This is a genomic window from Solicola agrisoli (assembly GCF_049059935.1).
Classification (GTDB): domain Bacteria; phylum Actinomycetota; class Actinomycetes; order Propionibacteriales; family Nocardioidaceae; genus JAURVT01.
Genome location: NZ_JBMGQR010000017.1, coordinates 1 through 22535 on the forward strand (window position 1 = coordinate 1; position 22535 = coordinate 22535).

A 22535-nucleotide genomic window follows, 5' to 3' on the forward strand; every position below is an offset into this window, starting at 1 on the left:
GTCGCCAGTCACGACCTGCCCACCGACCTGCTCAACCGCCGTGGGATCAACCACACGCTCGCCGGCGCCTCACAGGGTCATGACCCTGTGAGGCACCGACAACTCTCGGCACGCGGTGCCAGACTCCCCCCATGACGCTCAAGGACGCGCTGCGCGAGGGCGTCAAGGCCGAGCTGGCGCCGATGCTCCGGGGTCACGGCTTCCGCGGGACGCTGCCCACGTGGCGGTTGCGCAACGACGCAGGCGACTGGGCGATCGTCAACCTTCAGTCGTCCCAGTGGAACAGCGCCGACGGCCTCACGTTGGTGCTCAACATTGCCGTCGCGCCCGCCGCGTGGCTCCGATGGTTGAAGGATCCCGGTCGTGCGGCGTCGCGGCCCACGGCGTCGGACGGCGTCTACCAGGAACGGCTGTACCCGACCGGCGCAGCCGACGACGACGACGTCTGGTGGTCGGTCACGAGCGAGGGGGGCGCCGTCGCAGCCGTCCGCGACATGACCGAGCGGCTCCGCGTCGAGGGAGTGCCCAGGCTCGTCCGTCTGCTGGACCACGCTGAGCTGGTCGCCGAGCTCCGGGAGCAGGGCCATCACCCCGACGGCTACGTCGGCGGCTGGCTGCGCTCGCTCGATTGAACCCACCATCTGGCGAGCAACGGCCCGTCCGGCCGGCTCGAACGGGCCGCAGGTCGCCGAATCGTGGGACGCGGTCACCCCAGGCGGGTGAAGGACATGTCCATCCACCGGGTCCAGGTGCCCGACCGCTCCTGCTCCCAGACGGCCGTCATGGAGCCGCCGTCCGCCGCGGGACGCAGGAGGCTGCGGACGGCGTCGCCGACGGCCAGGAGGGTCCCGTCGTCGAGACGCGTCAGCGTCATGGTGCCGAAGTCGCCGGACGCGTCGAAGGCGCGCATCAGCCAGCCCCCGGACGCGGGGTCGCGGTCGCCGATCAGCTCCAGGGCCTCGGCGTGGTCGTCGCCCATCATCACGTCGACCTCGTGCACCAGCCAGGCGCCGCCGGTGAGCCACCGGTAGGTGTCGGTGCCGCGGATCTGCGCGACGACGTCGCCGCCGGCGTCCAGCACCGTGCCCGAGGTGCGCCAGCGACCCACCAGCGGTGCCAGGGCGCGGACGTGCGGCTGGGGGAGCGGGCTCATGGTCTCGTCCTTCCGGGGGTTGCGGGTCAGGGGTGGTTTGTGCCGTCTGCGTCGAGGGTAGAGAGTGCGACGGGTGTGACCTGAGCCACACCGCACCACCTCGCCCCCGGAGGAACGCCATGACCACCACCCCCACCACCGACGGCCTCACCCGCCGCCGCCTGATCGGCACCGCCGGTACCGCCGCCGTCGCCGGAGCCGCCACGACCCTCGTGCCCGGAGCGGCCACCGCCACCGAGCGCACCGCCTCGCGCGACCGGCGCGTCGAGCAGCTGCTGCGGCGGATGACCCAGCAGGAGAAGATCGGCCAGCTGCGCCTGGCCAACACCGTCGAGTCCGCCGAGGAGGCGCTCACCACCACCGGCCTCGGCGGCATCTTCTCGGTCGTCGGCGCGAAGGCGATCAACGCGATCCAGCGCAAGGCCGTCGAGGGCACCCGGCTGAAGATCCCGCTCATCGTCGGGCTCGACGTCATCCACGGCTACACGACCAACTTCCCGATCCCGCTCGGCCAGGCCGCCGCGTTCGACTCCGACGTCGCCGCGGACGACGCGCGCGTCTCGGCCGCCGAGGCGCGCCGCAGCGGCATCCACTGGACGTTCGCGCCGATGATGGACGTCTGCCACGAGCCGCGCTGGGGTCGCATCGCCGAGGGCAACGGCGAGGACCCATACCTGACGACGGTGCTCGCCGCCGTCAAGACCCGGGCGTACCAGGGCAGCAGCCTCGCCGGCGCCACCACGCTCGCCGCGTGCGCCAAGCACTTCGTCGCCTACGGCGCCCCCGAGGGCGGCCGCGACTACAACACCGTCGACGTGTCGATCCAGCGCCTGCACAACCTGTACCTGCCGCCGTTCAAGGCCGCGGTCGAGGCCGGCGTCGCCACGGTGATGACGAGCTTCAACACCGTCGCCGGCGTGCCCGCCCACGGCAACGCCGAGATCGTGCGCGGCATCCTGAAGAACCGCTACCGCTTCGACGGGTTCGTGGTCAGCGACTACACCGGCGTGCAGGAGCTGATCCCGCACGGCCAGGCCGCCGACGGACGCGACGCCGCCCGCGAGGGCATCCGCGCCGGCGTCGACATGGAGATGACGAGCACCACCTACGTCGAGAACGCCGCCGCCCTGCTGCGCTCCGGCGCGATCACCCAGCGCCAGGTGGACGACGCCGTCCGCCGCATCCTGCGCGTCAAGCTCGACCTCGGGCTGTTCGAGAACCCCTACGTCGACGAGGCGCGAGAGGTCACCGCGCCGACGGCCGCCACGCGTCGCGCCGCCCGCGCGGCAGCCGACCGCAGCCTGGTGCTGCTCCGCAACGAGGACGCCACCCTGCCGCTGCCCCGCACGGGACGCATCGCCGTGATCGGCCCGCTGGCCACCGCGACGTACGACCTCAACGGCACCTGGGCCGGTCTCGGCACCGGCGCGTCCACCACCCCGCCCACCACCGTCCTGGCCGCGATCGACGCGCTCGCCACGGGCACCGTCGTCCACGAGCCCGGGTGCGCGGTGACGGGCTCGGACACCTCGGGCATCGCCGCGGCCGTCGCAGCCGCGCGCGCCGCGGACGTCGCGGTGCTCGTGCTGGGCGAGAGCGCCGACCTGAGCGGCGAGGCGTCGGCCCGCAGCGACATCGGGCTGCCGGGCGTCCAGCAGCGGCTCGCCGACGCCGTCGCGGAGGCGCAGCCCAACAGCGTCGCGGTGCTCGTCAACGGGCGTCCGCTGACGCTGACGGCGCTCGCCGCCGCGGTGCCCGCGATCCTCGAGGCGTGGGCGCCCGGGCTCGAGGGCGGCACCGCGATCGCCGACGCCCTGTTCGGGGTGACGAACCCCGGCGGCAAGCTGCCCGTCAGCTTCCCGCGGGCGGTCGGACAGGTGCCGATCTACTACAACCACGAGAACACCGGACGTCCGTACGACCCCGACAACAAGTACACGTCCAAGTACCTCGACCTCGCCGACGGCCCGCTGTACGTCTTCGGCCACGGCCTGTCGTACACGACGTTCGCGGTGTCGGGGGTGCGGCTGTCGCGCGCGACGATGGCGCGCCGCGGCGGCTCGGTCAGCGTCAGCGCGGTGGTGCGCAACACGGGCACCCGCGCCGGCGACGAGGTGGTGCAGCTCTACCTGCGCGACCCCGTCGCGAGCACCGTGCAGCCGGTCCGTCGCCTGCGCGGGTTCGAGCGGGTCACGCTGGAGCCGGGGGAGCGACGCCGCGTCACCTTCGAGCTGACGCCCGCCGACGTCGGCTTCTACGACCGCGACGCGAAGTTCGTGATCGAGCGCGGCGAGGTGGAGGTCTACGTCGGCACGTCGTCCGAGGCGCCGCTCGCCGGCAGCTTCACGGTGCGGTGACGGTGCGCTGACGCCGCGCGTGGGGGCGGGCACGGCACCATGGGGTCGTGCCCGCCCCCCGCGCCGTCCTGGTCCCCGCTGCCGTCCTCGCGCTCGCGCTCGCCGGGTGCGGCGGCGGTGACGACGCCGCGCCCGCGCCGACCGACCCGAGCACGACGGTGACCGCCGAGCCGACCGCCACCGCGTCGCCCTCGGCGGCGGGCGCGGCCGGCATCCCCGGCGTGGCCGCGGACGCCGACGTCTCCGACCTGCTCTGCGCGCGCGACGGGTCGGGTGCCTGGACCGCCACCGGGGCCATCACCAACCCCACGTCGGCGCCCGCGGACTACCGGATCACCGTGGTGGTGGGTGCGCCGGACGGCGGCCAGAAGCCCGGACGACGACTCGTCCTGCCGCAGCTGCAGCCGGGCAAGGCGACGGCGTTCACCGTCGACGCCGTGCCGGTGGGAGAGTCGGCCACCCCCACCTGCCGCGTGCAGGTGGTCCGCCTGCGCTGACCCCCCCGCCGAGCTGTCGGTGCGTCATGATGCCGGGGCATCACCACGCACCGACAGGTCGGCGGGGAGGGGGTCAGCCGCGGCTGATGCGCACCAGGTCGTCGCGGTCGACGACCTTGACGCGGCCGCGACCGGCGGTCTCGCCGAGCGACACCTCGTGGGCGTCGAGGGCCTGCCAGCCCTCCCACGTCGTGTACGCGACGCCGATCTCGTCGAGGTGGTCGGTGAAGCTCTCGCGGTCGGGACGCTCGGCCGGGGTGAGGCGGTCGACGTCCGACAGCAGCATCTCGACGGTCTGGGCGGCGTCGGACTTGGTGTGGCCGATCAGGCCGACGGGTCCGCGCTTGATCCAGCCGGTGACGTACGCGCCGGGCAGCGCGCCGCCGTCGAGGTCGATGACGCGGCCGCCGTCGTTGGGCACGACGCCCTGGGCGTGGTCGAACGGCAGGCCCGCGAGGGTGTCGGACAGGTAGCCGACGGCGCGGTAGACGGCCTGGACGTCCCAGTCCTGGTGGACGCCGGTGCCGCGCGCGTTGCCGGTGCCGTCGAGCTCGGTGACCTCGGTGCGCAGGCCGCCGACCTTGCCGGTGCCGTCGTCGAGGATCTCGACGGGCGCCTGGCACAGGTGCAGGTGGATGCGGTGCTTCTTGCCCTTGGGCTCGGCGGCGACGTAGTTCTGCAGCACGTCGACGACGAGCTTGACCGACTTGCTCGCGCGGATCGCGTCCATCGAGCCCTCGTCGAGCTCGAAGCCCTCGGGGTGCACGATGACGTCGATGTTCTCCGAGTGCCCGAGCTCGCGGAGCTCCATCGGGGTGAACTTGACCTGCGCGGGGCCGCGGCGGGCGAAGACGTGGACGTCCTGCGCGCGGTTGGCGCGGATGCCGGCCTCGACGTTGGCCGGGATCTCGGTGACGAGCAGCTCGTCGGCGGTCTTGGCCAGGATGCGGGCGACGTCGAGGGCGACGTTGCCGGCGCCGAGGACGGCGACCGACTCGGCCTCGAGCGGCCAGTCGCGCGGCACGTCGGGGTGGCCGTCGTACCAGGACACGAAGTCGGCGGCGCCGTAGGACCCGTCGAGGTCGATGCCCGGCAGGTCCAGGTCGCGGTCCTTGTTGGCGCCGGTGGCGAAGACGACCGCGTCGTAGAACGGGCGCAGGTCGTCGAGCTTGAGGTCGGTGCCGAACCCGACGTTGCCGAGGAAGCGGATGTCGTCGTTGGACAGCACGCGGGTGAGCGCCTTGACGATCTCCTTGATCCGCGGGTGGTCCGGCGCGACGCCGTAGCGGATCAGGCCGAAGGGGGTGGGGTCCTTGTCGAGCAGGTCGACGGACACCCCGACCCCCGCCTCGGCGGCGTTCTTGGTCAGGATGTCGGACGCGTAGATGCCGGCCGGGCCTGCACCGACGACGGCGACCCGCAGCTGCCTGGTCATGGACGAACCTCTCCTGGACGACTCGTGAAAGATTTCACGTGACTACTTAGGCCAGGCTAATCCCGATCGCCGCGCGACCCCAGGCGGTCTCACGTCACGGACGTGTGAGTCGCCTCACCGCATCGAGGGCTCAGTGGAAGCGACGACCCTCGTCGCGGCGGTAGGCCCAGACGGCCAGGGCGAACGCGCCGGCCGTCCACACGGCCCAGACCACGACGGTCCGCCAGGTGGCCTCGCCGCCGACCAGCGCCCACACCACGCCGTCGCGCCCGGCGCGGCTGGGCAGCGCCAGCGACACCGCGTCGAGCCAGCCGGGGAACATCTGCGGCGGCAGGAAGATGCCTCCCGCGAACGCCATCGGGAACAGCACCACCTGCGCGATCGGCAGGGCGGCCTTGGCCGTCAGCAGGTAGCCGATGCCGAACCCGAGGAACAGGAACGGCAGCCCGGCCAGCACCAGCGCGACGACGCCGGCGCCGAGCCGCGCGGGCGTCACGGTGGCGCTGGTGGCCAGCCAGCCGATGAGCACCACCGGGACCAGCGCGAGCACGACGAACGTCATGCCGGTGGCGATGCGCCCGACCAGCTGCGGCACGGCGCCGGCGGGCAGCGAGCGCAGGTACCCGTCGAACGGGCGCTCACGGTCCTCGGCGACCCCCACCCCGTAGGTGAACATGCAGGTCGACATCACGGCGAAGACGCTGAGCTGGCCGATCGCGGCGGTCGCGACCAGCGGGTCGGACGCGACGGAGTCCTGCGGCACCACGAAGAAGACGAGGGCGAGCGCGGGGAACAGGCAGTTGCCCACCACCGCGATGGGCACCCGGAGCACCTCGGTCAGCTGGTAGCGGGTGTGCAGCCAGGCCAGCCTCAGGGCGGACGGGGCGGCGGCGGTGGTGCTCATGCGTGGGCCTCCTCGGCCGGGGCGGCGGACTGGTGACGGGTGAGCTGGGTGAAGGCGTCCTCGAGCGACGCGCCCTGCACGCGCAGGTGGCTGAACTCGACGCCGGACGCGACGAGCGACCGGACGAACGCGTCGGCGTCGGGCGTCAGCACCTCGACGCGGTCGCCGGTCCAGTGGCAGTCGGTGACGCCGGCGAGGTCGCCCACGGCGCGGTCGGGGCTGTGCATCGTCACGCGGTCGACGTCGACGTGGGCGATCACGGCGTCGACGGTGTCGTCGACGAGGACGCGCCCCTCGGCCACGACGACGACGCGCTCGGCGAGCTGCTGGACCTCCTCGAGGTAGTGGCTCGTCAGGACGACGGTGCCGCCGTCGGCGCAGTAGCCGCGCACCGCCGCCCACAGGGCGGTGCGGGCGTCGACGTCCAGGCCGGTGGTGGGCTCGTCGAGCAGCACCAGCCGGGGCCGTCCGACCATCGACAGCGCGACGGCGAGGCGTCGCTGCTGGCCGCCGGACAGCCCGCCGCACTGGCGGCGCGCGAGGTCGGCGAGGTCGAACCGCTCGAGCAGCTCGTCGGTGGCGAACGGGTCGGGGTAGTGGCCGCCGACGAACGCGACGACCTCGGCCACGCGCAGGGTCGGCGGCAGCCCGGTGTCCTGCGGCGTCACGCCGAGGTGCACGCGGGTGGACGCCTGGCGGGGGTCGCCGTCGAACACCCGGACCGTGCCGGAGGACGGGGCGCGCTGGCCGGTGACCAGGCTGAGCATCGTGGACTTGCCGGCGCCGTTGGGTCCGAGGACCCCGACGAGCTCGCCGGGGGCGACGTCGAGGCTGACGTCGTCGAGGGCGAGCACGTCGCCGAAGCGACGGGTGACGTGGTCGAGGTGGACGGCCGAGGTCATGAGGTCTGCTCCTGACGGGTCGGGTCGAGCATGGCGCGCAGGGTCGCGAGGTAGTCGTCGTAGGCGCGCCGGCCGGGCTCGGTCAGCCCCACGTAGGTGACGGGGGTGCGTCCGCGGTGGGTCTTGGACTGGGCGACGTAGCCCGCGTCCTCGAGCTTGCGCAGGTGAGTCGACAGGTTTCCGGCGGTCATCTCGAGCACCTGCTGGAGCCGGGGGAAGGTGATCTCCTCGCCCGCCGCCATCGCGGCGAGGGTGGCCATCACCCGCAGCCGGGACTGCGCGTGGATCACCGGGTCGAGGTCGCTCACGCCCGTCGCCCCCGCAGGACCTGCTCCGCGGCCGCACCGACGAGGAAGCCGCCGCCGCCGGCCAGGGCCATCACCAGGTAGAGGTCGGGGACGCCCACGAACGCGGCCGCCGCCGTCACCAGGCAGATCCAGGCGCCGAGGGCGAACTGCGTCCGCTCCTGCCAGGCCGCGCCCTGGCCGAGGTAGAGGACGCCGACCACCAGGCACGGGATCGTGTTCGCGAGCACGCCGGCCATCGGGCCGTCGGCGACCTCGCTGCGCATGACCGCCGCCATCACCGCGAACACCGTCACGAAGGCGACGGCCCACCCGAGCCCGAGCATCGCGCCGATTCGGGACGACTCGCCCCGCACGCCGGCGGTGCGGCGCGAGATGTGGACGACCGTCGTCACGAGGGCTGCGGCGAGCAGGACGCCGAACACCGCGAACCCGAGCCCCGACGGCGACGGTCCGGCCGCCGTCTCGCGGGTCGTCGCGTGGAGGGCGAGGTAGCCGACGAGCCAGGCGACGCCCCAAGCCGCGAAGATGACGCGCCCGTCCACCTCGACCGCGTCGCGGACGCGCGCACGCTGGGCCTCGATCAGCGCGAGCGACTCGGCTGGGTCGAGCCCCTGCTCGTCGGGGGTGGTGGTGGGGTGCGGGTCCATGGCTGCCTCCTGGCAAATCACTTTGTGCTGCAAACCACTCTGCAGGCACAGCAGACGGCCGTCAACCCCCGTGGGGGTCGACGGCCGTCGGTGGTGCGATCGAGGCGCTAGTGCACGCTCTCGGCCTCGCCGCGGGCGAAGGCCTCCTCGTCGAACGGGAGCTCGCCGGCGAGCACGCGGTGGACGCGCTCGTGGTCGACCTGGTGCGTCCAGGTGCCGATCAGGACGGTGGCGACGGCGTTGCCCGCGTAGTTGGTCAGGGCCCGCGCCTCGGACATGAACCGGTCGATGCCGACGATGAGGCCGACGCCGTCCAAGAGGTCGGGGCGGTGCGACGCCAGGCCGCCGGCGAGGGTCGCCAGGCCCGCGCCGGTGACACCGGCTGCGCCCTTGGACGCGATGATCATGAAGACCAGCAGACCGACCTGCTCGCCGATCGAGAACGGCTTGTCGAGCGCCTCGGCGATGAACAGCGAGGCCATCGTCAGGTAGATCGCGGTGCCGTCGAGGTTGAACGAGTACCCGGTGGGCACCGTGACCCCGACGACCGGGCGCGCGACGCCCAGGTGCTCCATCTTGCCGATCAGGCGGGGCAGGGCCGACTCCGACGACGACGTCGACACGATGAGCAGGAACTCGCGCCCGAGGTACTTGAGCAGCATCAGGACGTTGACGCGCGCCACGAGCCACAGCAGCGTCCCGAGCACGATCACCACGAACAGGAAGCACGTGATGTAGAAGGCGATCATCAGCTTGAGCAGGCCGAGCAGGGCCGAGCCTCCCGTCGCCCCGACGACGGCCGCGATCGCGCCGAACGCGCCGACCGGGGCGGCCCACATGATCATCGCGAGCACCTTGAACACGATCTTCTGCAGGTGTCCGATGCCGCGCAGGATCGGCTGGCCAGCCTCGCCCATGCTCTGCAGCCCGAACCCGACGAGCAGCGCGACGAACAGGGCCTGCAGCACCGAGCCCTCGGTCAGCGACGAGACGATCGTCGTCGGGATGATGCTGAGCAGGAAGCCGCTGAGCCCCTCGGCCTCGGCCGGCGCCTGGTCGCGTCCGGCCTGCGCGATGGAGTCGGTGATGTTGAGGCCGTCGCCCGGCTGGATCAGGTTGCCGACGACCAGGCCGATGACCAGCGCCACGGTGGACATCGTGATGAAGTACCCGAGCGCGAGCCCGCCCACCTTGCCGACGCTGGCGGCCTCGCGCACCGAGCCGATGCCGAGCACGATGGTGCAGAAGATGACCGGGCCGATCATCATCTTGATCAGGTTGACGAACGCGTCGCCGATCGGCTTGAGCGCGACGGCGTCCTCGCCGAGGACGAAGCCGGTGAGGATGCCGAGCGCCACCGCGACGATGACGGCGATGTAGAGCCAGTGGGTGCGGTCGCGCTTCTTGGTGGCCGGAGGCGGCTCGTCGCCGGCGGCGCTCCTGCTGTCGGGCTCGGGCATGGTGGGCCTCCTGCGTCGGGGTGGGTGGCCCGCGTCACGCTAGCGCCGACGGTTGGGTGGCGCACGCAACCCCCGGCCCGCCCACGACGCCGGGGTCGGGATCACGGTGAGAATCTGCACCTTGAGCGGAATCGACTCAACCCTGCACTGGTTGAACCAGAGGAACCGTCAGAACATTGGGGGGAACCCGTTCCCTCCGCACGCCCCAGGGGGTCACACACATGGACGCAAGCAAGCTCACCACCCGCACCCGCCAGGCCGTCGAGGCCGCGATCTCGGCGGCTGCGACGGCCGGCAACCCGAACGTGGAGCCGGTCCACGTCCTGCAGGCGCTGCTCGCCCAGGACGGCGGCACCGCCGTGCCGCTGCTGACCGCGGCCGGCGTCGACGCCGCGCAGGTCGTGGAGGACGCCGCGAAGTCCGCCGCCACGCTGCCCGCCGCCCAGGGCCGGGCCGTCCAGGCGCCTTCGTGGTCGCGCTCGACGCTCGAGGCGTTCCAGCGCGCGCAGGACCTCGCCGCCGAGATGGGCGACGAGTTCGTCGCCTCCGAGCACGTGCTCGTGGGGCTCGCCACCGTCGACTCGCCGGTCCGCGACCTGCTCGTCGGGGCGGGCGCGACGCCCGACGCGCTGCGCGAGGCCTTCGGCACCGTGCGCGGGGCCGGCAAGGTCACCAGCCCGGACGCCGAGGACGCCTACCAGGCGCTGGAGAAGTACGGCGTCGACCTCACCGAGGTGGCCCGCGAGGGCGGCCTCGACCCGGTGATCGGCCGCGACACCGAGATCCGGCGCGTGGTGCAGGTGCTCAGCCGCCGCACCAAGAACAACCCCGTGCTGATCGGCGACCCCGGCGTCGGCAAGACCGCCGTCGTCGAGGGACTGGCCCAGCGCATCGTCGACGGCGACGTGCCCGAGTCGCTGCGCGGACGCCGGTTGATCTCGCTCGACCTCGCGGCGATGGTCGCGGGCGCCAAGTACCGCGGCGAGTTCGAGGAGCGGCTCAAGGCCGTGCTCGCCGAGATCAAGGACTCCGACGGCCAGGTCATCACCTTCATCGACGAGCTGCACACCGTCGTGGGTGCCGGTGCCTCCGGCGACGGCTCGATGGACGCCGGCAACATGCTCAAGCCGCTGCTCGCCCGCGGCGAGCTGCGGATGATCGGCGCCACCACGCTCGACGAGTACCGCGAGAACGTCGAGAAGGACCCCGCGCTCGAGCGTCGCTTCCAGCAGGTGCTGGTGGGCGAGCCGAGCGTCGAGGACACCGTCGCGATCCTGCGCGGTCTCAAGGAGAAGTACGAGGCGCACCACAAGGTCGAGATCGCGGACGCCGCGCTGGTCGCCGCGGCCACGCTGTCCGACCGCTACATCCCCGGACGCCAGCTGCCCGACAAGGCCATCGACCTGATCGACGAGGCCAGCAGCCGCCTGCGCATGGAGATCGACTCCAGCCCCGTCGAGATCGACGAGCTGCGCCGCGCCGCCGACCGGATGCGGATGGAGGAGATGCACCTCGACCGCGAGCAGGACGACGCCAGCCGCGAGCGCCTCGCCAAGCTGCGCTCGGACCTCGCCGACGCCGAGGAGCGCCTGCGCGGCCTGGAGGCGCGCTGGGAGGACGAGCGCCGCAGCCTGAACGCCGTCGGCGAGATCAAGGAGCGGATCGACGGACTGCGGATAGAGCTCGACAGGACCGAGCGCGAGTCCATGGTGTTGCCCGAAGGGGAGAGCAAGCACCGCCTTCTGGCGCGACGACTGGAAATTGAGCGCGAAGTGGCCCAGCTTCAGACGCGTTCGGCAGAAGCCCAGGCCGCCGAGGCCGCCGCCAGCGGCGACCGCATGGTGGCCGAGGAGGTCGGCCCCGATGACGTCGCCGAGGTGGTGGCCGCCTGGACGGGCATCCCCACGGGCCGTCTGCTCGAGGGCGAGACCGGCAAGCTGCTGCGGATGGAGGACGAGCTCGGCCGTCGCCTGATCGGGCAGAAGGCCGCCGTCACGGCCGTGTCGGACGCCGTCCGTCGCGCGCGGGCCGGGATCTCCGACCCCGACCGCCCCACCGGCTCGTTCCTGTTCCTCGGACCCACCGGCGTGGGCAAGACCGAGCTGGCCAAGGCGCTCGCGGACTTCCTGTTCGACGACGAGCGCGCGATCGTCCGCATCGACATGAGCGAGTACGCCGAGAAGCACTCGACCGCCCGCCTGGTCGGCGCGCCCCCCGGGTACGTCGGCCACGACGAGGGCGGCCAGCTCACCGAGGCGGTGCGGCGGCGTCCGTACAGCGTCGTGCTGCTCGACGAGGTCGAGAAGGCGCACCCCGAGGTGTTCGACGTGCTCCTGCAGGTGCTCGACGACGGACGCCTGACCGACGGCCAGGGCCGCACGGTCGACTTCCGCAGCACGATCATCGTGCTGACGTCGAACCTCGGATCGGCGTTCCTGGCCGACCCCACGCTCGACCGGGACGCCAAGGACGCCGCGGTGATGGGCGTGGTGCGCTCGTCGTTCAAGCCCGAGTTCCTCAACCGGCTCGACGAGGTCGTCATGTTCGACCCGCTCGGCACCGAGGAGCTGACGCGCGTCGTCGACCTGCAGGTCGCGTCGCTCGCGTCGCGCCTGGAGGCCCGGAGGATCGGGCTCGAGGTGACCGAGGCCGCCAAGGAGTGGCTCGCCGTCACCGGGTTCGACCCCGCCTACGGCGCTCGTCCGCTGCGCCGACTGGTGCAGCAGGCGATCGGCGACCGGCTGGCCCGCTCGATCCTGTCGGGCGAGGTGCGCGACGGCGACGCCGTCCGGGTGGACGTCGACCACGCCGAGGGCGCCGACGGCCTCACGGTGACGCCCGTCGACTGACCTGCCGGCCCGACCCGGGTCCGCGCCTGCCCGTCCGGCAGGCGCGGACCGGGTGGGAGACTGGTGGCATGGCCGACCGGACGACCACCCCGCCCCGACCCCGCCGGGTCACCGTCGCCTGCCTGATCGCAGGGGCGGCGGCCGCCTGGGTCCTCGTGCAGGCGATGGTGCTGATGGCGAGCCAGGGCTCGCTCGAGCAGCAGGAGTGGATCGCCTCGCAGCTGCGCGAGAGCGGCCTGGACGGTCAGGTCACCGTGGCCGAGGCGCTGCCGTGGCTGCGCTGGATCCTGATGGGCGCGGCGGCGTTCTCCGTCGTCGTCATCGTGTTCTCGGTCTTCACCGCGCGCGGCCACCTCGCGTCCCGGATCGGCCTGACGATCGTCGGCGTGCTCGCCGCGCTGGCGTTCGTCCTGCTGCTCAGCTTCGGCGGCGTGCTCCCCGCGGCGCTGATGACGTACGGCGTGGCGTCGCTGTGGTCGCCGGAGGGCCGCGCCTGGTTCGCCGCCGTGCGCGCCCAGGAGCGGGGCGAGCCCCTGCCCGCCGCCGGACGGCCCGACCCGTTCGCGGCCGCGCCGCGCGAGACCGACGCCCCGCGCGCGGACGACACGCCCCGCGACCTCGCCTCGTCGCCGTCCCCGCCCGTCACCTGGCCCACCGCCCGTCCGCAGGCCGACCGGCCGCCCGCCCAGGACGCAGGGCCGCGGCCCGGCGAGCGCCCGTTCGCGGCCGGGCCGCAGACCCCGCAGGGGTGGGGGCAGCCGACGGGCCACCAGCCCTGGCAGCAGCCCCACCAGCGGCCGGCCACCACGTCCACCCCGCGGTCGGTGAACGTCGCGGTGGTCCTCGCGTCGGTGATGAGCGGGCTGATGGTGCTCCTGCTCGGGGCCAACGCGCTGATCTACCTCGCCTCGCCCGAGCAGTACCGCGAGATCGTCTCCAGCCAGTCCGCGATGACCGAGCTGACCGCCCAGACCGGCCTGGAGCTCGTCGAGCTGACCCGCATCATGTTCGTCGCGACGTCGGTGGGCACGCTGCTGGCGGTCGTCAGCCTGGTGTCGGCGCTGCTGCTCCTCGCCCGGATGAAGGCGGCGCGCGTCGTGCTGACCATCCTCTCGGCGGCCACCTTCGCGGTCTCCCTGGCCGCGTTCCCGCTCGGCCTGGTGTGGGCGGCGGGGGCCGCGGCCACCATCGTGCTGATCTGGCGCGCCGACGCCAACGCCTGGTTCCGGGGCTGACTCCCGCCCGGGGCGTGAGACACGCCACGGAGCCGTCCGGAGTTGCCGTGTGATGTGCGCGGGGGCGGGCGACGCGAGTAGTTTGCTGGTATGAGCCTTGCGAACCGTCAGCCTGGTACCCGGCCGCACGTCGTCGTCGTCGGCGGCGGCTTCGGCGGTCTGTCGGCCGTGCGCAACCTCCGCAAGGCCGACGTCGACGTCACGCTGATCGACCGCCACACCTACAACACGTTCCAGCCGCTGCTCTACCAGGTCGCGACCGCCAGCCTGAACCCCGGCGACATCACGTGGTTCCTGCGGGCGGTGCGCTCGGACCAGGACAACGTCCGGTACCTCAAGGGCACCGTGCTGTCGATGGACCACGACGCGCGCACCATCCGCCTCGACGGCGGCCAGCTGGTCTCGTACGACTACCTGGTGATCGCCGCCGGCGTCACCACGAACTACTTCGGCGTCAAGGGCGCCGAGGAGAACTCGATGCCGCTGTACAAGCGCTCGCAGGCGCTCGCGGTGCGCGACAAGTTCTTCGCCAACCTTGAGGACGCGGCCGTCAACGGCCAGGACCGCGACCTGCGCATCGTCGTCGTGGGCGGTGGCGCCACCGGCGTCGAGACCGCCGGCGCGTTCGCCGAGCTGCGCAACAAGGACATGGCCACCACGTACCCCGAGCTCGACCGCAAGCGCACGCACATCACGCTCGTCGAGCAGGCGCCGTTCGTCCTCGCGCCCTTCGCGCCCAAGCTGCGCGACTACGCCAAGAAGTCGCTCGAGAAGCGCGACGTCGACCTCCGCCTCAACACCGGTGTCAAGGAGGTCCGTCCCGACGGCGTCGTCGTGGGCGACGACGAGTTCCTGCCCGCGGGCATCGTCATCTGGGCCACGGGCGTCACCGCGCACCCCGTCGTCAAGGACTGGGGCGTGCCGCAGGGCCGCGGCGGCCGGATCATGGTCGACGACCACCTGCGCGTCCAGGGCTTCCCGCGCGTCTTCGCCGTCGGCGACATCGGCGTCGAGGACGGCGACCGCGCCCTCCCGCAGCTGGCCCAGCCGGCGCTGCAGGGCGGCAAGTACGTCGCCAAGCTGATCAAGTCCGAGCTCAAGGGCCAGGACCACAAGCCGTTCAAGTACGGCGACAAGGGCACGATGGCCACCATCGGACGCAGCTCGGCCGTGGCCGACATCGCGCACGGCCCCCGCCTCACCGGCTTCCTGGCGTGGATGATCTGGATGGCGATCCACATCCTCACGCTGCTGGGCAACCGCAACCGGCTGAACACCCTGATCAACCTCACGGTCAAGTACCTGACGCCGAGCACCAACGCGATCGTCGGCGAGACGCCGCCCGTCGCGCTGCGTCGCCGCGAGCCCGGCCCGGCCCTCACCGGCGGCGAGGCCGGCGAGCTGGACGAGCCCGCGCGCGAGCGCGACGGCGGTGAGCGCGGCGCGGTCGCGGCCGACGACGCGCACCCCGACCACGCGGGCGAGCCCACCCCCGAGGCCGGCGAGGGCGACCAGGACGTCCGCGTGCCGGACGGCGTCCACCCGGAGGGCACCACCGAGCCCGACCCGCAGTTCGATCCCCAGCTCGACCTGGGTGCCGACTCCGACGAGTCGCGCACCGGCGCGTCCACCGGCCACTCCTGACGCACCACGCACGACGGCCCCCGACCTCTCGCGAGATCGGGGGCCGTCGTGCGTGCCCTGCCGGTCAGTCCTGGTGCAGCATGGCGGCGCCGAGCATGCCCTCGGGGACGCCGAGCCCCTCGACGAGCGTCAGCGCGTGCGGGCGCAGCTCCTGGCAGAGCCGGTTGACCAGGGTCGGGATCTCCTTGGCGCGCGAGACCGTCAGGCGCTTGTGCTCGATGAACCACGCGCGGTCGGCCTCGAGCACCGACAGCGCGTAGAGGTCGCAGACCCTCTCCAGCAGGGCCTTGGCCTCGGGGTCGGCGGTGGCCTCGATGCCGGCGACGAACGCCTCCAGCACGACGCGGTCGACGTGCGCGCGACCGACGGCGACGACGTGGTCCTGGGCGGCGTTGAAGATCGCGAACGCGTCGGCGCCGTCCTTGCGGGCGCGCTGCAGGCGCCGCGCGGCCGTCTCGAGCAGGTGCTTCTCGCGCTCCTCGAACAGCCCGATCTGGGTGCCGCGCGACAGCAGGTCGGCGTCGTCGCCGAGCGGCGAGGCGTCGACGAGGCGCTGGATCAGGCTCTGCGCCGCGGTGCGCTCGACGACGACGTCGGCCACCGTCCTGGTCGCGAAGCGGACCATGCCGAGCGGGTCGAGCCCGCCGACCTCGCTCGCGTAGGCGGTGAGCAGCTCCTTGGCCACCAGCTGGGTGAGGACGTGGTTGTCGCCCTCGAACGTGGTGAAGACGTCGGTGTCGGCCTTGAGCAGCACGAGCCGGTTCTCGGCGAGGTAGCCGGCGCCGCCGCAGGCCTCGCGGGCCTCCTGGATGGCGGTGGTGGCGTGCCAGGTGTTGGCCGCCTTGAGCCCGGCGGCGCGCCCCTCGAGCTCGCGCTGCGCATGCTCGTCGGGGTCGTCGGCGCTCTGGACGTCGTGCATCGCCGCGACCAGCTCGTTCTGGGCGAACTGGAGGGCGTACGACTTCGCGACGAGCGGGAACAGCCGACGCTGGTGCAGCAGGTAGTCCATGAGCAGGACCTCGTCATCGCTGCCCGGGGCGCCGAACTGGCGGCGCTGCAGGGCGTAGCGGACGGCGATCGACAGACCGACGCGGGCGGCCGCACCTCCGGCGCCGCCGACGCTCACGCGTCCGCGGATCAGGGTGCCGAGCATGGTGAAGAAGCGTCGGCCGACGTTCTCGATCGACGAGGAGTAGGTGCCGTCGGGGGCCACGTCGGCGTACCGGTTGAGCAGGTTCTCGCGCGGCACGCGCACCTGCTCGAAGACGATGCGGCCGTTGTCGACGCCCGCGAGGCCGGCCTTGGGCCCGCAGTCGGACGTCGTCACGCCGGGGAGGTCGTGGCCCTCGTCGTCGCGGATGGGCACCACGAAGCAGTGCACGCCGTGCGTCTCGCCCCCGGTGACGAGCTGGGCGAAGACCGCGGCGATCGTCGCGTGCTGCCCGGCGCCGCCGATGTAGTCCTTGCGCGCGGACGCGGTGGGCGTCTGCAGCACGAACTCCTCGGTGGCGGGGTCGTACGTCGCGGTGGTCTCGAGCTCCTGGACGTTGCTGCCGTGCCCGGTCTCGGTCATCGCGAAGCAGCCGAGCAGGTCGAGGTCGATGAGCGGCTTGATGTACGCACGGTGGTGACGCTCGGTGCCGAGGTTCTCGATCGCGCCGCCGAACAGGCCCCACTGCACGCCGGCCTTGACCATCAGCGAGAGGTCGGCGTACGCGAGCATCTCGAACGCGGTGACCGACGCGCCCACGTCGCCGCTGCCGCCGTGGTCGACCGCGAAGCCCATCGCGGGCGTGCCGGTCTCGACGAGCAGCTTCATCTGCTCGAGCACCTTGGCGCGGGCGGTGGGGGAGTCCAGGAGGGGGTCGGTGAGCAGCGCCGCCTCGGCGAGCTCCTGACGCGACTGCGCCTTGATGTCGTGCCAACGTCCGTCGAGCGCGTCACGGACGCGCAGCCCGATCGGCTGGTCCTGCGTGGTGTCCATGACCGCGATGTTACTCCGGGGTAGCTCGATGTGCCGTCGATCGTGTCACGTCCCACGCCGCACTCGGTGGGGGTGGTGCGGGCGACCTAGGCTGGACGGCGTGAGCACCACGACGTCCGCGGGAGCGACGGTCGACGACGCCTGCGAGCTGCTCGCCGGGCGGCGGCTGTTCGTGCTGACGGGGGCAGGGGTCTCGACGGACTCCGGCATCCCCGACTACCGCGGCCCGGGGTCGGTGCCGCGCACGCCGATGACCTACCAGGAGCTGCTCACCGGACGCGCCGCGCAGCAGCGCTACTGGGCGCGCGCCCACGTCGGGTGGGCCCGGATGCGGGCCGCGGCGCCCAACGAGTCGCACCACGCGCTGCGCGCGATGGAGGTCGACGGACGTCTGGCCGGTCTGGTCACGCAGAACGTCGACGGCCTGCACGAGGCGGCCGGTCACGACGACCTCGTCGCGCTGCACGGGCGCATCCACGAGGTGGTCTGCCTGCGCTGCGACGAGGTGACGTCGCGCCGGTCCCTGCACGAGCGGCTCACCCACCTGAACCCCGGCTGGTCCGAGCAGGACGCCGCGGTGGCGCCCGACGGCGACGCCGTCCTCGAGGACACCGCGGGCTTCGTCCTCGCCGACTGCCTGCGCTGCGGGGGCGCGCTCAAGCCGCACGTCGTGTTCTTCGGCGAGAACGTCCCCAAGCCCCGCGTGCAGCGCGCCTTCGACATGCTCGAGGCGTCGGACGCGGTCCTCGTCGCGGGCTCGTCGCTGCAGGTGATGTCGGGCCTGCGCTTCGTCCGGCGCGCGGCCAAGGACGGCACGCCGGTCGTCATCGTCAACCGCGGTGCCACCCGCGGCGACGACCTCGCGACGCTCCACGTCGACGCCGGCTGCAGCGACGCGCTGACGACGCTCGCCACCGCCCTGCACTGAGCCGCGGCCGCCCCTGCGGCGGACGTCACACCCCTCCACCTGGCAACCACCTGGGGATCGGCGTAGCGTATCCATCGAAACGAAACCGTTTCGTTCAGTTGGAGGGACGCGATGACGAGCAGGATGTCGACCGAGCGGGTCGCCGAGCTGCACGCCGCGGTCCTCGCGATCCTCGCCGAGGACGGCTACGACCGGTTGACGATGGACCGGGTCGCCGCCGACGCCCGCACCAGCAAGGCCACGCTCTACCGCCAGTGGGGCGACAAGGAGACGCTGGTCGTCGACGCCCTCGGCACCCTGCTGCCGGTCGAGCCCGAGGTGCCCGACACCGGCTCGGTGCGCGGCGACCTCGAGGCGCTGATGTGCGACCACGCCGACAAGCCCGACATCGAGATGACGATCGTCGGCGCCATCGTGCACGCCTGCCGCACCAACCCCGACCTCGCCGCGGGAGTCCGCGACAACGTCGTCGCCGCCCAGCGCGCCACCTTCGACACCATCGTCGAGCGGGGCGTGCAGCGCGGGGAGATCGAGCCCGACCGCCCCGCGATCGAGTTCGTGCTCCCGCTGCTCATCGGCCCCGCCCTGCTGCGCGAGGTCATCGACGGCGAGCCGTCCGACCCCGTCTACATGCTCCGCTTCGTCGACGCCGTGCTGCTGCCGGCGCTCGGCATCACCTCCTGACCCGCACCACCCCACGCACCACCCGCACCGTCGAAGGATCCTCATGGCCTGGTACCTCTACCGGCTCGGACGCTGGTCGTTCCGCAGCCGCAAGCTCGTGCTCTCGCTCTGGCTCGCCCTGCTCGTGCTCGCCGGAGCCGGCGCCGCGACGCTCTCGGGCCCGACGTCCGACCAGTTCAGCGTGCCCGGCATCGAGTCGGTCAAGGCGTTCGACCTGATCAAGGAGCGCACGCCCCAGGCCGCGCCCGACGGCGCCACCGCGCGCGTCGTGTTCGAGGCGCCCGCGGGCCAGAGCGTCACCGAGGGGGCTAACAAGGCGGCGATCGACGCCACGCTGAAGAGCCTGGAGTCGCCCGACGCCACGATCACCAGCCCCGAGGCGGGCGGCACGATCTCCGAGAACGGCCGCGTCGCCTACGCCACCATCTCCTACGCCGAGCAGGCGACGTCGCTGAGCTCGGCGGTGAAGTCGTCGCTCGAGGACGCCCCGCAGATCGGCGAGGACGCGGGCCTGCGCGTCGAGGTCGGCGGCGACGCGCTCACCGAGCTGCCCGAGACCGGCAGCAGCGAGGCCATCGGCGTCGGCCTGGCCCTGGTCATCCTCGTCATCACCTTCGGCTCGCTGGTGGCCGCCGGCATGCCGCTCGTCACCGCCCTGGTGGGCGTGGGCATCGGCGTCGCGGGCATCACCACGCTCACCGGGTTCATGGACCTCGGCTCGACGACGCCCATCCTCGCCACGATGCTCGGCCTGGCGGTCGGCATCGACTACGCGCTGTTCATCGTCTCGCGCTACCGGCACGAGATCCGCACCGGACGAGAGCCCGAGGACGCGATCGGACGCGCCGTCGGCACCGCCGGCTCCGCGGTGGTCTTCGCAGGCCTGACGGTGATCATCGCCCTGCTCGGCCTGTCGATCGTCGGCATCTCGTTCCTCACCGAGATGGGCATCGCCGCCGCCGCGACGGTCTTCGTGGCCGTGCTCATCGCCCTGACGCTGCTGCCCGCGCTCGCCGGGTTCGCCGGGAAGCGGATCCTCTCGGGCCGCATCCCCGGCCTGCGCGGCCGCGACCCCGAGGACGGCTCGGGCAAGCCCACCGCCGGACGTCGCTGGGTCGACTTCGTGACCAAGCGCAAGCTCCCGGTCTTCCTGGTCGGCATCGTCGCGGCCGGCGTGGTCGCCGTCCCCGCGCTGTCGCTGCAGCTCGCGCTGCCCGACGACGGCACCGCCCCCGCGGAGAGCTCGGCCCGTCAGGCCTACGACCTGATCTCGGAGAACTTCGGGCCCGGGGCGAACGGCCCCCTGCTCGCGGTGGTCGACACCAAGGGTGCCGACGACCCGGCAGCCGCCGTCCAGGACGTGACCGACCGGATCGGTGCCATCAAGACCGACATCGCGACCGTCGTCCCGGCGTCGCCGGCCGACCCGTCCGACACCGAGGCCGTCCAGGCCTACGAGGGCCAGCTGCAGCAGGCGCAGTACGCGATCGTCACCGTCATCCCCAAGAGCGGGCCGTCGGACGCCGACACCCAGCAGCTCGTCGACACGATCCGCGCGGACGTGCGCGGCGTCGAGGCGCAGACGGGCGCCGAGGTGCTCGTCACGGGCCAGACGGCCGTGGGCGTCGACGTCTCGGAGTCGCTGCAGGACGCGTTCCCGCGGTACCTGCTGGTGGTCGTCGGGCTCGCCTTCATCCTGCTGATGACCGTCTTCCGCTCGATCCTCGTGCCGCTCAAGGCCGTGCTCGGCTTCCTGGTGACGGTCGTGGTGTCCCTGGGCGCCACCACCGCGGTGTTCCAGTGGGGCTGGCTGTCGGGCGTGCTCGGCGTCGACAACCCCGGTCCGGTGATCAGCCTGCTGCCGCTGCTGCTCACAGGCATTCTGTTCGGCCTCGCGATGGACTACGAGGTGTTCCTGGTCTCGCGCATGCGCGAGGAGTACGTGCACGGACGGCCCGCGCAGGAGGCCGTCACCCACGGCTTCCAGTACGGCGCCCGCGTCGTGACGGCCGCCGCGGCGATCATGGTCGGCGTCTTCGGCAGCTTCGCCTTCAGCGACCAGGCCATCGTCAAGTCGATCGGCTTCGGTCTCGCGATCGGCATCCTGGCCGACGCGTTCCTGGTGCGCATGACGCTGGTGCCCGCCGTGATGGCGATGATCGGCGACAAGGCCTGGTGGCTGCCGCGCTGGCTCGACAGGATCCTGCCGAACCTCGACATCGAGGGCGAGCGGCTGCTGAAGCACCTCGAGCCCGAGGCCGACCGGGACAAGCCGGACGGCCCGCCCCACGGTCCGCACGGCACGCACGAGGCGACGTCGGGCGCCCACGCCAGGTGACCACCGCACCTGCGGCCGGTCGCGGCCGCCTCCTCACGGGGGCGGCCGTGCTCGTTCTCGTCGCGCAGTACGCCGTGGCCGAGGTGGTCGCGGCCCTGGCCTGGACGGGCGGCCGCTACGACTGGGCCGACGACTACGTCAGCGACCTCGGCGCCGTGCCCTGCCGACCGGGCGGCTGCTCGAGCCTGTGGTGGCTGTTCGACGCGTCCCTGGTGCTGCACGCCTCGCTCGTGCTGACGGCCGCGCTGCTGCTGTCGCCGCTCGTCGGACGCGGGCGGCGTGCCGTCCTCGCGCTGTTCGTCGTCACCGCGCTCGGCAACGCGCTCGTCGGGTTGTTCCCGCTTGGCGCCGACGGCGGCGACACCACCCACTACGTCGGCGCCGTGCTCGCGATCGGCGGGGCGAGCCTCGCGGTGGGGCTGGTCGGCGTGCTCTGCGTGCGCCGTCCGGGACGCCGGGCCTACGGGTGGGTGACGCTCGCCTGCGCCGCCACCGGTCTCGCCGGCATCGTCGCCCTGGGCCTGGACGCCCCTCCCGGTCTCGGCGAGCGCGTCGCGATCTGGCCGATCGTCGCCTGGTACGTCGGCACGGGCGTGCTGCTCCTGCGCGGGAGGCGGGTCAACGCCTGAGTCGGGCGTCCTCGACGAAGGCGCGAGCCGGACGGGCCCAGAGCAACGCGGCCGCGGCGATCGTCACGACGCCCGTGACTCCCGCGGTCACGAACGTCCACGGCGAGTACTGCGGCATCGGCGCCGCGAATCCTGCCGCGGACCCCGAGACCATCACGACCAGCGGCAGCGTGACGGCCGACGAGGCCGCCAGGGCGGCCAGGATCGTCGCGACGGCACGCGGCCACGCCTGGCCGTCGGCGGTGGCCCAGGCCGCGACGCCCCACACGGTCGCGTTCGCCACCGCCGAGAGACCGATGGCCACCTGCATCCCGCGGAACGCCACGTCCAGGACGGCCAGGAACGCGGCGCGTGCCTCCTCGCTGCTGAGGTCGGGTCCGGTGACCAGGGTCGGCCCGAACCACGAGTCCGCGGTGGCGACGGTGACCGCTGCGCCGGTCAGCCCCACCGCCACCTGCAGCAGCATCAGGCCCGCGGCGACCGTGACCACCGTCGGGCGACCCGACGGGGCGTCCGAGCCCGGTGTCGTGCGCGTCATCGTCGTCCCCCGAGTCCGTGCCGCGCCTCTCCCGTGGACGCGG

General features: G+C 72.8%; 19 protein-coding genes. 10 read left to right on the forward strand and 9 right to left on the reverse strand.

The window, feature by feature from the left end; translation table 11 throughout:
• Positions 1-131: 131 nt before the first annotated feature.
• Positions 132-632, forward strand: a complete 501-nt coding sequence (locus tag ACI6PP_RS08520) for a DUF4304 domain-containing protein (RefSeq protein ID WP_421110789.1) — start codon at positions 132-134, stop codon at positions 630-632.
• A gap of 74 nt (positions 633-706) precedes the next feature.
• On the opposite strand, the gene ACI6PP_RS08525 is transcribed toward ACI6PP_RS08520, so the two are convergent.
• Positions 707-1153, reverse strand: a complete 447-nt coding sequence (locus tag ACI6PP_RS08525; protein WP_421110790.1) for a DUF1579 family protein — start codon at positions 1151-1153, stop codon at positions 707-709.
• A gap of 119 nt (positions 1154-1272) precedes the next feature.
• Between ACI6PP_RS08525 and bglX the strand changes: the two genes are divergently transcribed.
• Together bglX and ACI6PP_RS08535 are read left to right on the forward strand one after the other, a co-directional pair.
• A complete protein-coding gene (gene bglX, locus ACI6PP_RS08530; RefSeq protein WP_421110792.1) occupies positions 1273-3510 on the forward strand; it encodes a beta-glucosidase BglX in 2238 nt (745 codons plus the stop codon).
• Positions 3511-3557: 47 nt separating this feature from the next.
• Positions 3558-4007 (forward strand): hypothetical protein, encoded by a 450-nt coding sequence (locus ACI6PP_RS08535; RefSeq protein WP_421110794.1) that lies wholly within the window; start codon positions 3558-3560, stop codon positions 4005-4007.
• 73 nt (positions 4008-4080) lie between these two features.
• On the opposite strand, the gene ACI6PP_RS08540 is transcribed toward ACI6PP_RS08535, so the two are convergent.
• From ACI6PP_RS08540 to ACI6PP_RS08565, 6 genes are all read right to left on the reverse strand, one after another.
• On the reverse strand, positions 4081-5442 hold the full coding sequence (locus ACI6PP_RS08540; protein WP_421110796.1) for an FAD-dependent oxidoreductase: 1362 nt from the start codon (positions 5440-5442) through the stop codon (positions 4081-4083).
• Between the two features lie 130 nt (positions 5443-5572).
• The gene (locus tag ACI6PP_RS08545) at positions 5573-6346 is read right to left on the reverse strand and encodes an ABC transporter permease (protein WP_421110798.1); all 774 of its coding nucleotides are present in this window, start codon (positions 6344-6346) and stop codon (positions 5573-5575) included.
• A complete protein-coding gene (locus ACI6PP_RS08550; protein WP_421110800.1) occupies positions 6343-7248 on the reverse strand; it encodes an ABC transporter ATP-binding protein in 906 nt (301 codons plus the stop codon). The genes ACI6PP_RS08545 and ACI6PP_RS08550 overlap by 4 nt, the downstream gene beginning before the upstream one ends.
• A complete protein-coding gene (locus ACI6PP_RS08555; protein ID WP_421110801.1) occupies positions 7245-7556 on the reverse strand; it encodes a transcriptional regulator in 312 nt (103 codons plus the stop codon). The genes ACI6PP_RS08550 and ACI6PP_RS08555 overlap by 4 nt, the downstream gene beginning before the upstream one ends.
• A complete protein-coding gene (locus ACI6PP_RS08560) occupies positions 7553-8203 on the reverse strand; it encodes a hypothetical protein (protein WP_421110803.1) in 651 nt (216 codons plus the stop codon). The genes ACI6PP_RS08555 and ACI6PP_RS08560 overlap by 4 nt, the downstream gene beginning before the upstream one ends.
• 107 nt (positions 8204-8310) lie before the next feature.
• Complete coding sequence (locus ACI6PP_RS08565; protein WP_421110804.1) at positions 8311-9663, reverse strand: cation:dicarboxylate symporter family transporter; 1353 nt, start codon at positions 9661-9663, stop codon at positions 8311-8313.
• 221 nt (positions 9664-9884) lie between these two features.
• On the opposite strand from ACI6PP_RS08565, the gene ACI6PP_RS08570 reads away from it, so the two are divergent.
• From ACI6PP_RS08570 to ACI6PP_RS08580, 3 genes are all read left to right on the forward strand, one after another.
• A complete protein-coding gene (locus ACI6PP_RS08570; RefSeq protein WP_421110806.1) occupies positions 9885-12512 on the forward strand; it encodes an ATP-dependent Clp protease ATP-binding subunit in 2628 nt (875 codons plus the stop codon).
• Positions 12513-12580: 68 nt separating this feature from the next.
• Positions 12581-13747 carry a hypothetical protein gene (locus ACI6PP_RS08575; protein ID WP_421110808.1) on the forward strand — a complete coding sequence of 389 codons (1167 nt, stop codon included), beginning with the start codon at positions 12581-12583 and terminating at the stop codon, positions 13745-13747.
• A gap of 90 nt (positions 13748-13837) precedes the next feature.
• A complete protein-coding gene (locus tag ACI6PP_RS08580; protein ID WP_421110810.1) occupies positions 13838-15391 on the forward strand; it encodes an NAD(P)/FAD-dependent oxidoreductase in 1554 nt (517 codons plus the stop codon).
• Positions 15392-15455: 64 nt separating this feature from the next.
• On the opposite strand, the gene ACI6PP_RS08585 is transcribed toward ACI6PP_RS08580, so the two are convergent.
• Entirely contained in the window at positions 15456-17375 is a 1920-nt protein-coding gene (locus ACI6PP_RS08585) for an acyl-CoA dehydrogenase family protein (protein WP_421110812.1), read from the reverse strand.
• Between the two features lie 100 nt (positions 17376-17475).
• Here ACI6PP_RS08585 and ACI6PP_RS08590 point away from each other — a divergent pair, with 100 nt between their 5' ends.
• From ACI6PP_RS08590 to ACI6PP_RS08605, 4 genes are all read left to right on the forward strand, one after another.
• Entirely contained in the window at positions 17476-18303 is an 828-nt protein-coding gene (locus ACI6PP_RS08590) for an NAD-dependent protein deacetylase (protein WP_421110814.1), read from the forward strand.
• A 111-nt stretch (positions 18304-18414) separates the two neighbouring features.
• The gene (locus ACI6PP_RS08595; RefSeq protein WP_421110816.1) at positions 18415-18987 is read left to right on the forward strand and encodes a TetR/AcrR family transcriptional regulator; all 573 of its coding nucleotides are present in this window, start codon (positions 18415-18417) and stop codon (positions 18985-18987) included.
• Between the two features lie 43 nt (positions 18988-19030).
• Positions 19031-21325, forward strand: a complete 2295-nt coding sequence (locus ACI6PP_RS08600) for an MMPL family transporter (protein ID WP_421110818.1) — start codon at positions 19031-19033, stop codon at positions 21323-21325.
• On the forward strand, positions 21322-21954 hold the full coding sequence (locus tag ACI6PP_RS08605) for a DUF998 domain-containing protein (RefSeq protein ID WP_421110819.1): 633 nt from the start codon (positions 21322-21324) through the stop codon (positions 21952-21954). The genes ACI6PP_RS08600 and ACI6PP_RS08605 overlap by 4 nt, the downstream gene beginning before the upstream one ends.
• Here the strand turns inward: ACI6PP_RS08605 and ACI6PP_RS08610 are convergent.
• Positions 21944-22492 (reverse strand): hypothetical protein, encoded by a 549-nt coding sequence (locus tag ACI6PP_RS08610; protein ID WP_421110821.1) that lies wholly within the window; start codon positions 22490-22492, stop codon positions 21944-21946. The genes ACI6PP_RS08605 and ACI6PP_RS08610 overlap by 11 nt on opposite strands.
• Positions 22493-22535 lie beyond the last annotated feature (43 nt).

Excerpts from the sequence above, each read along its gene's own strand:
- ACI6PP_RS08520 (WP_421110789.1), top strand. The coding sequence starts at position 132 with ATGACGCTCAAGGACGCGCTGCGCGAGGGCGTCAAGGCCGAGCTGGCG.
- ACI6PP_RS08525 (WP_421110790.1), bottom strand. The coding sequence starts at position 1,153 with ATGAGCCCGCTCCCCCAGCCGCACGTCCGCGCCCTGGCACCGCTGGTG.
- bglX (WP_421110792.1), top strand. The coding sequence starts at position 1,273 with ATGACCACCACCCCCACCACCGACGGCCTCACCCGCCGCCGCCTGATC.
- ACI6PP_RS08540 (WP_421110796.1), bottom strand. The coding sequence starts at position 5,442 with ATGACCAGGCAGCTGCGGGTCGCCGTCGTCGGTGCAGGCCCGGCCGGC.
- ACI6PP_RS08545 (WP_421110798.1), bottom strand. The coding sequence starts at position 6,346 with ATGAGCACCACCGCCGCCGCCCCGTCCGCCCTGAGGCTGGCCTGGCTG.
- ACI6PP_RS08550 (WP_421110800.1), bottom strand. The coding sequence starts at position 7,248 with ATGACCTCGGCCGTCCACCTCGACCACGTCACCCGTCGCTTCGGCGAC.
- ACI6PP_RS08560 (WP_421110803.1), bottom strand. The coding sequence starts at position 8,203 with ATGGACCCGCACCCCACCACCACCCCCGACGAGCAGGGGCTCGACCCA.
- ACI6PP_RS08565 (WP_421110804.1), bottom strand. The coding sequence starts at position 9,663 with ATGCCCGAGCCCGACAGCAGGAGCGCCGCCGGCGACGAGCCGCCTCCG.
- ACI6PP_RS08570 (WP_421110806.1), top strand. The coding sequence starts at position 9,885 with ATGGACGCAAGCAAGCTCACCACCCGCACCCGCCAGGCCGTCGAGGCC.
- ACI6PP_RS08575 (WP_421110808.1), top strand. The coding sequence starts at position 12,581 with ATGGCCGACCGGACGACCACCCCGCCCCGACCCCGCCGGGTCACCGTC.
- ACI6PP_RS08580 (WP_421110810.1), top strand. The coding sequence starts at position 13,838 with ATGAGCCTTGCGAACCGTCAGCCTGGTACCCGGCCGCACGTCGTCGTC.
- ACI6PP_RS08585 (WP_421110812.1), bottom strand. The coding sequence starts at position 17,375 with ATGGACACCACGCAGGACCAGCCGATCGGGCTGCGCGTCCGTGACGCG.
- ACI6PP_RS08595 (WP_421110816.1), top strand. The coding sequence starts at position 18,415 with ATGACGAGCAGGATGTCGACCGAGCGGGTCGCCGAGCTGCACGCCGCG.
- ACI6PP_RS08600 (WP_421110818.1), top strand. The coding sequence starts at position 19,031 with ATGGCCTGGTACCTCTACCGGCTCGGACGCTGGTCGTTCCGCAGCCGC.
- ACI6PP_RS08610 (WP_421110821.1), bottom strand. The coding sequence starts at position 22,492 with ATGACGCGCACGACACCGGGCTCGGACGCCCCGTCGGGTCGCCCGACG.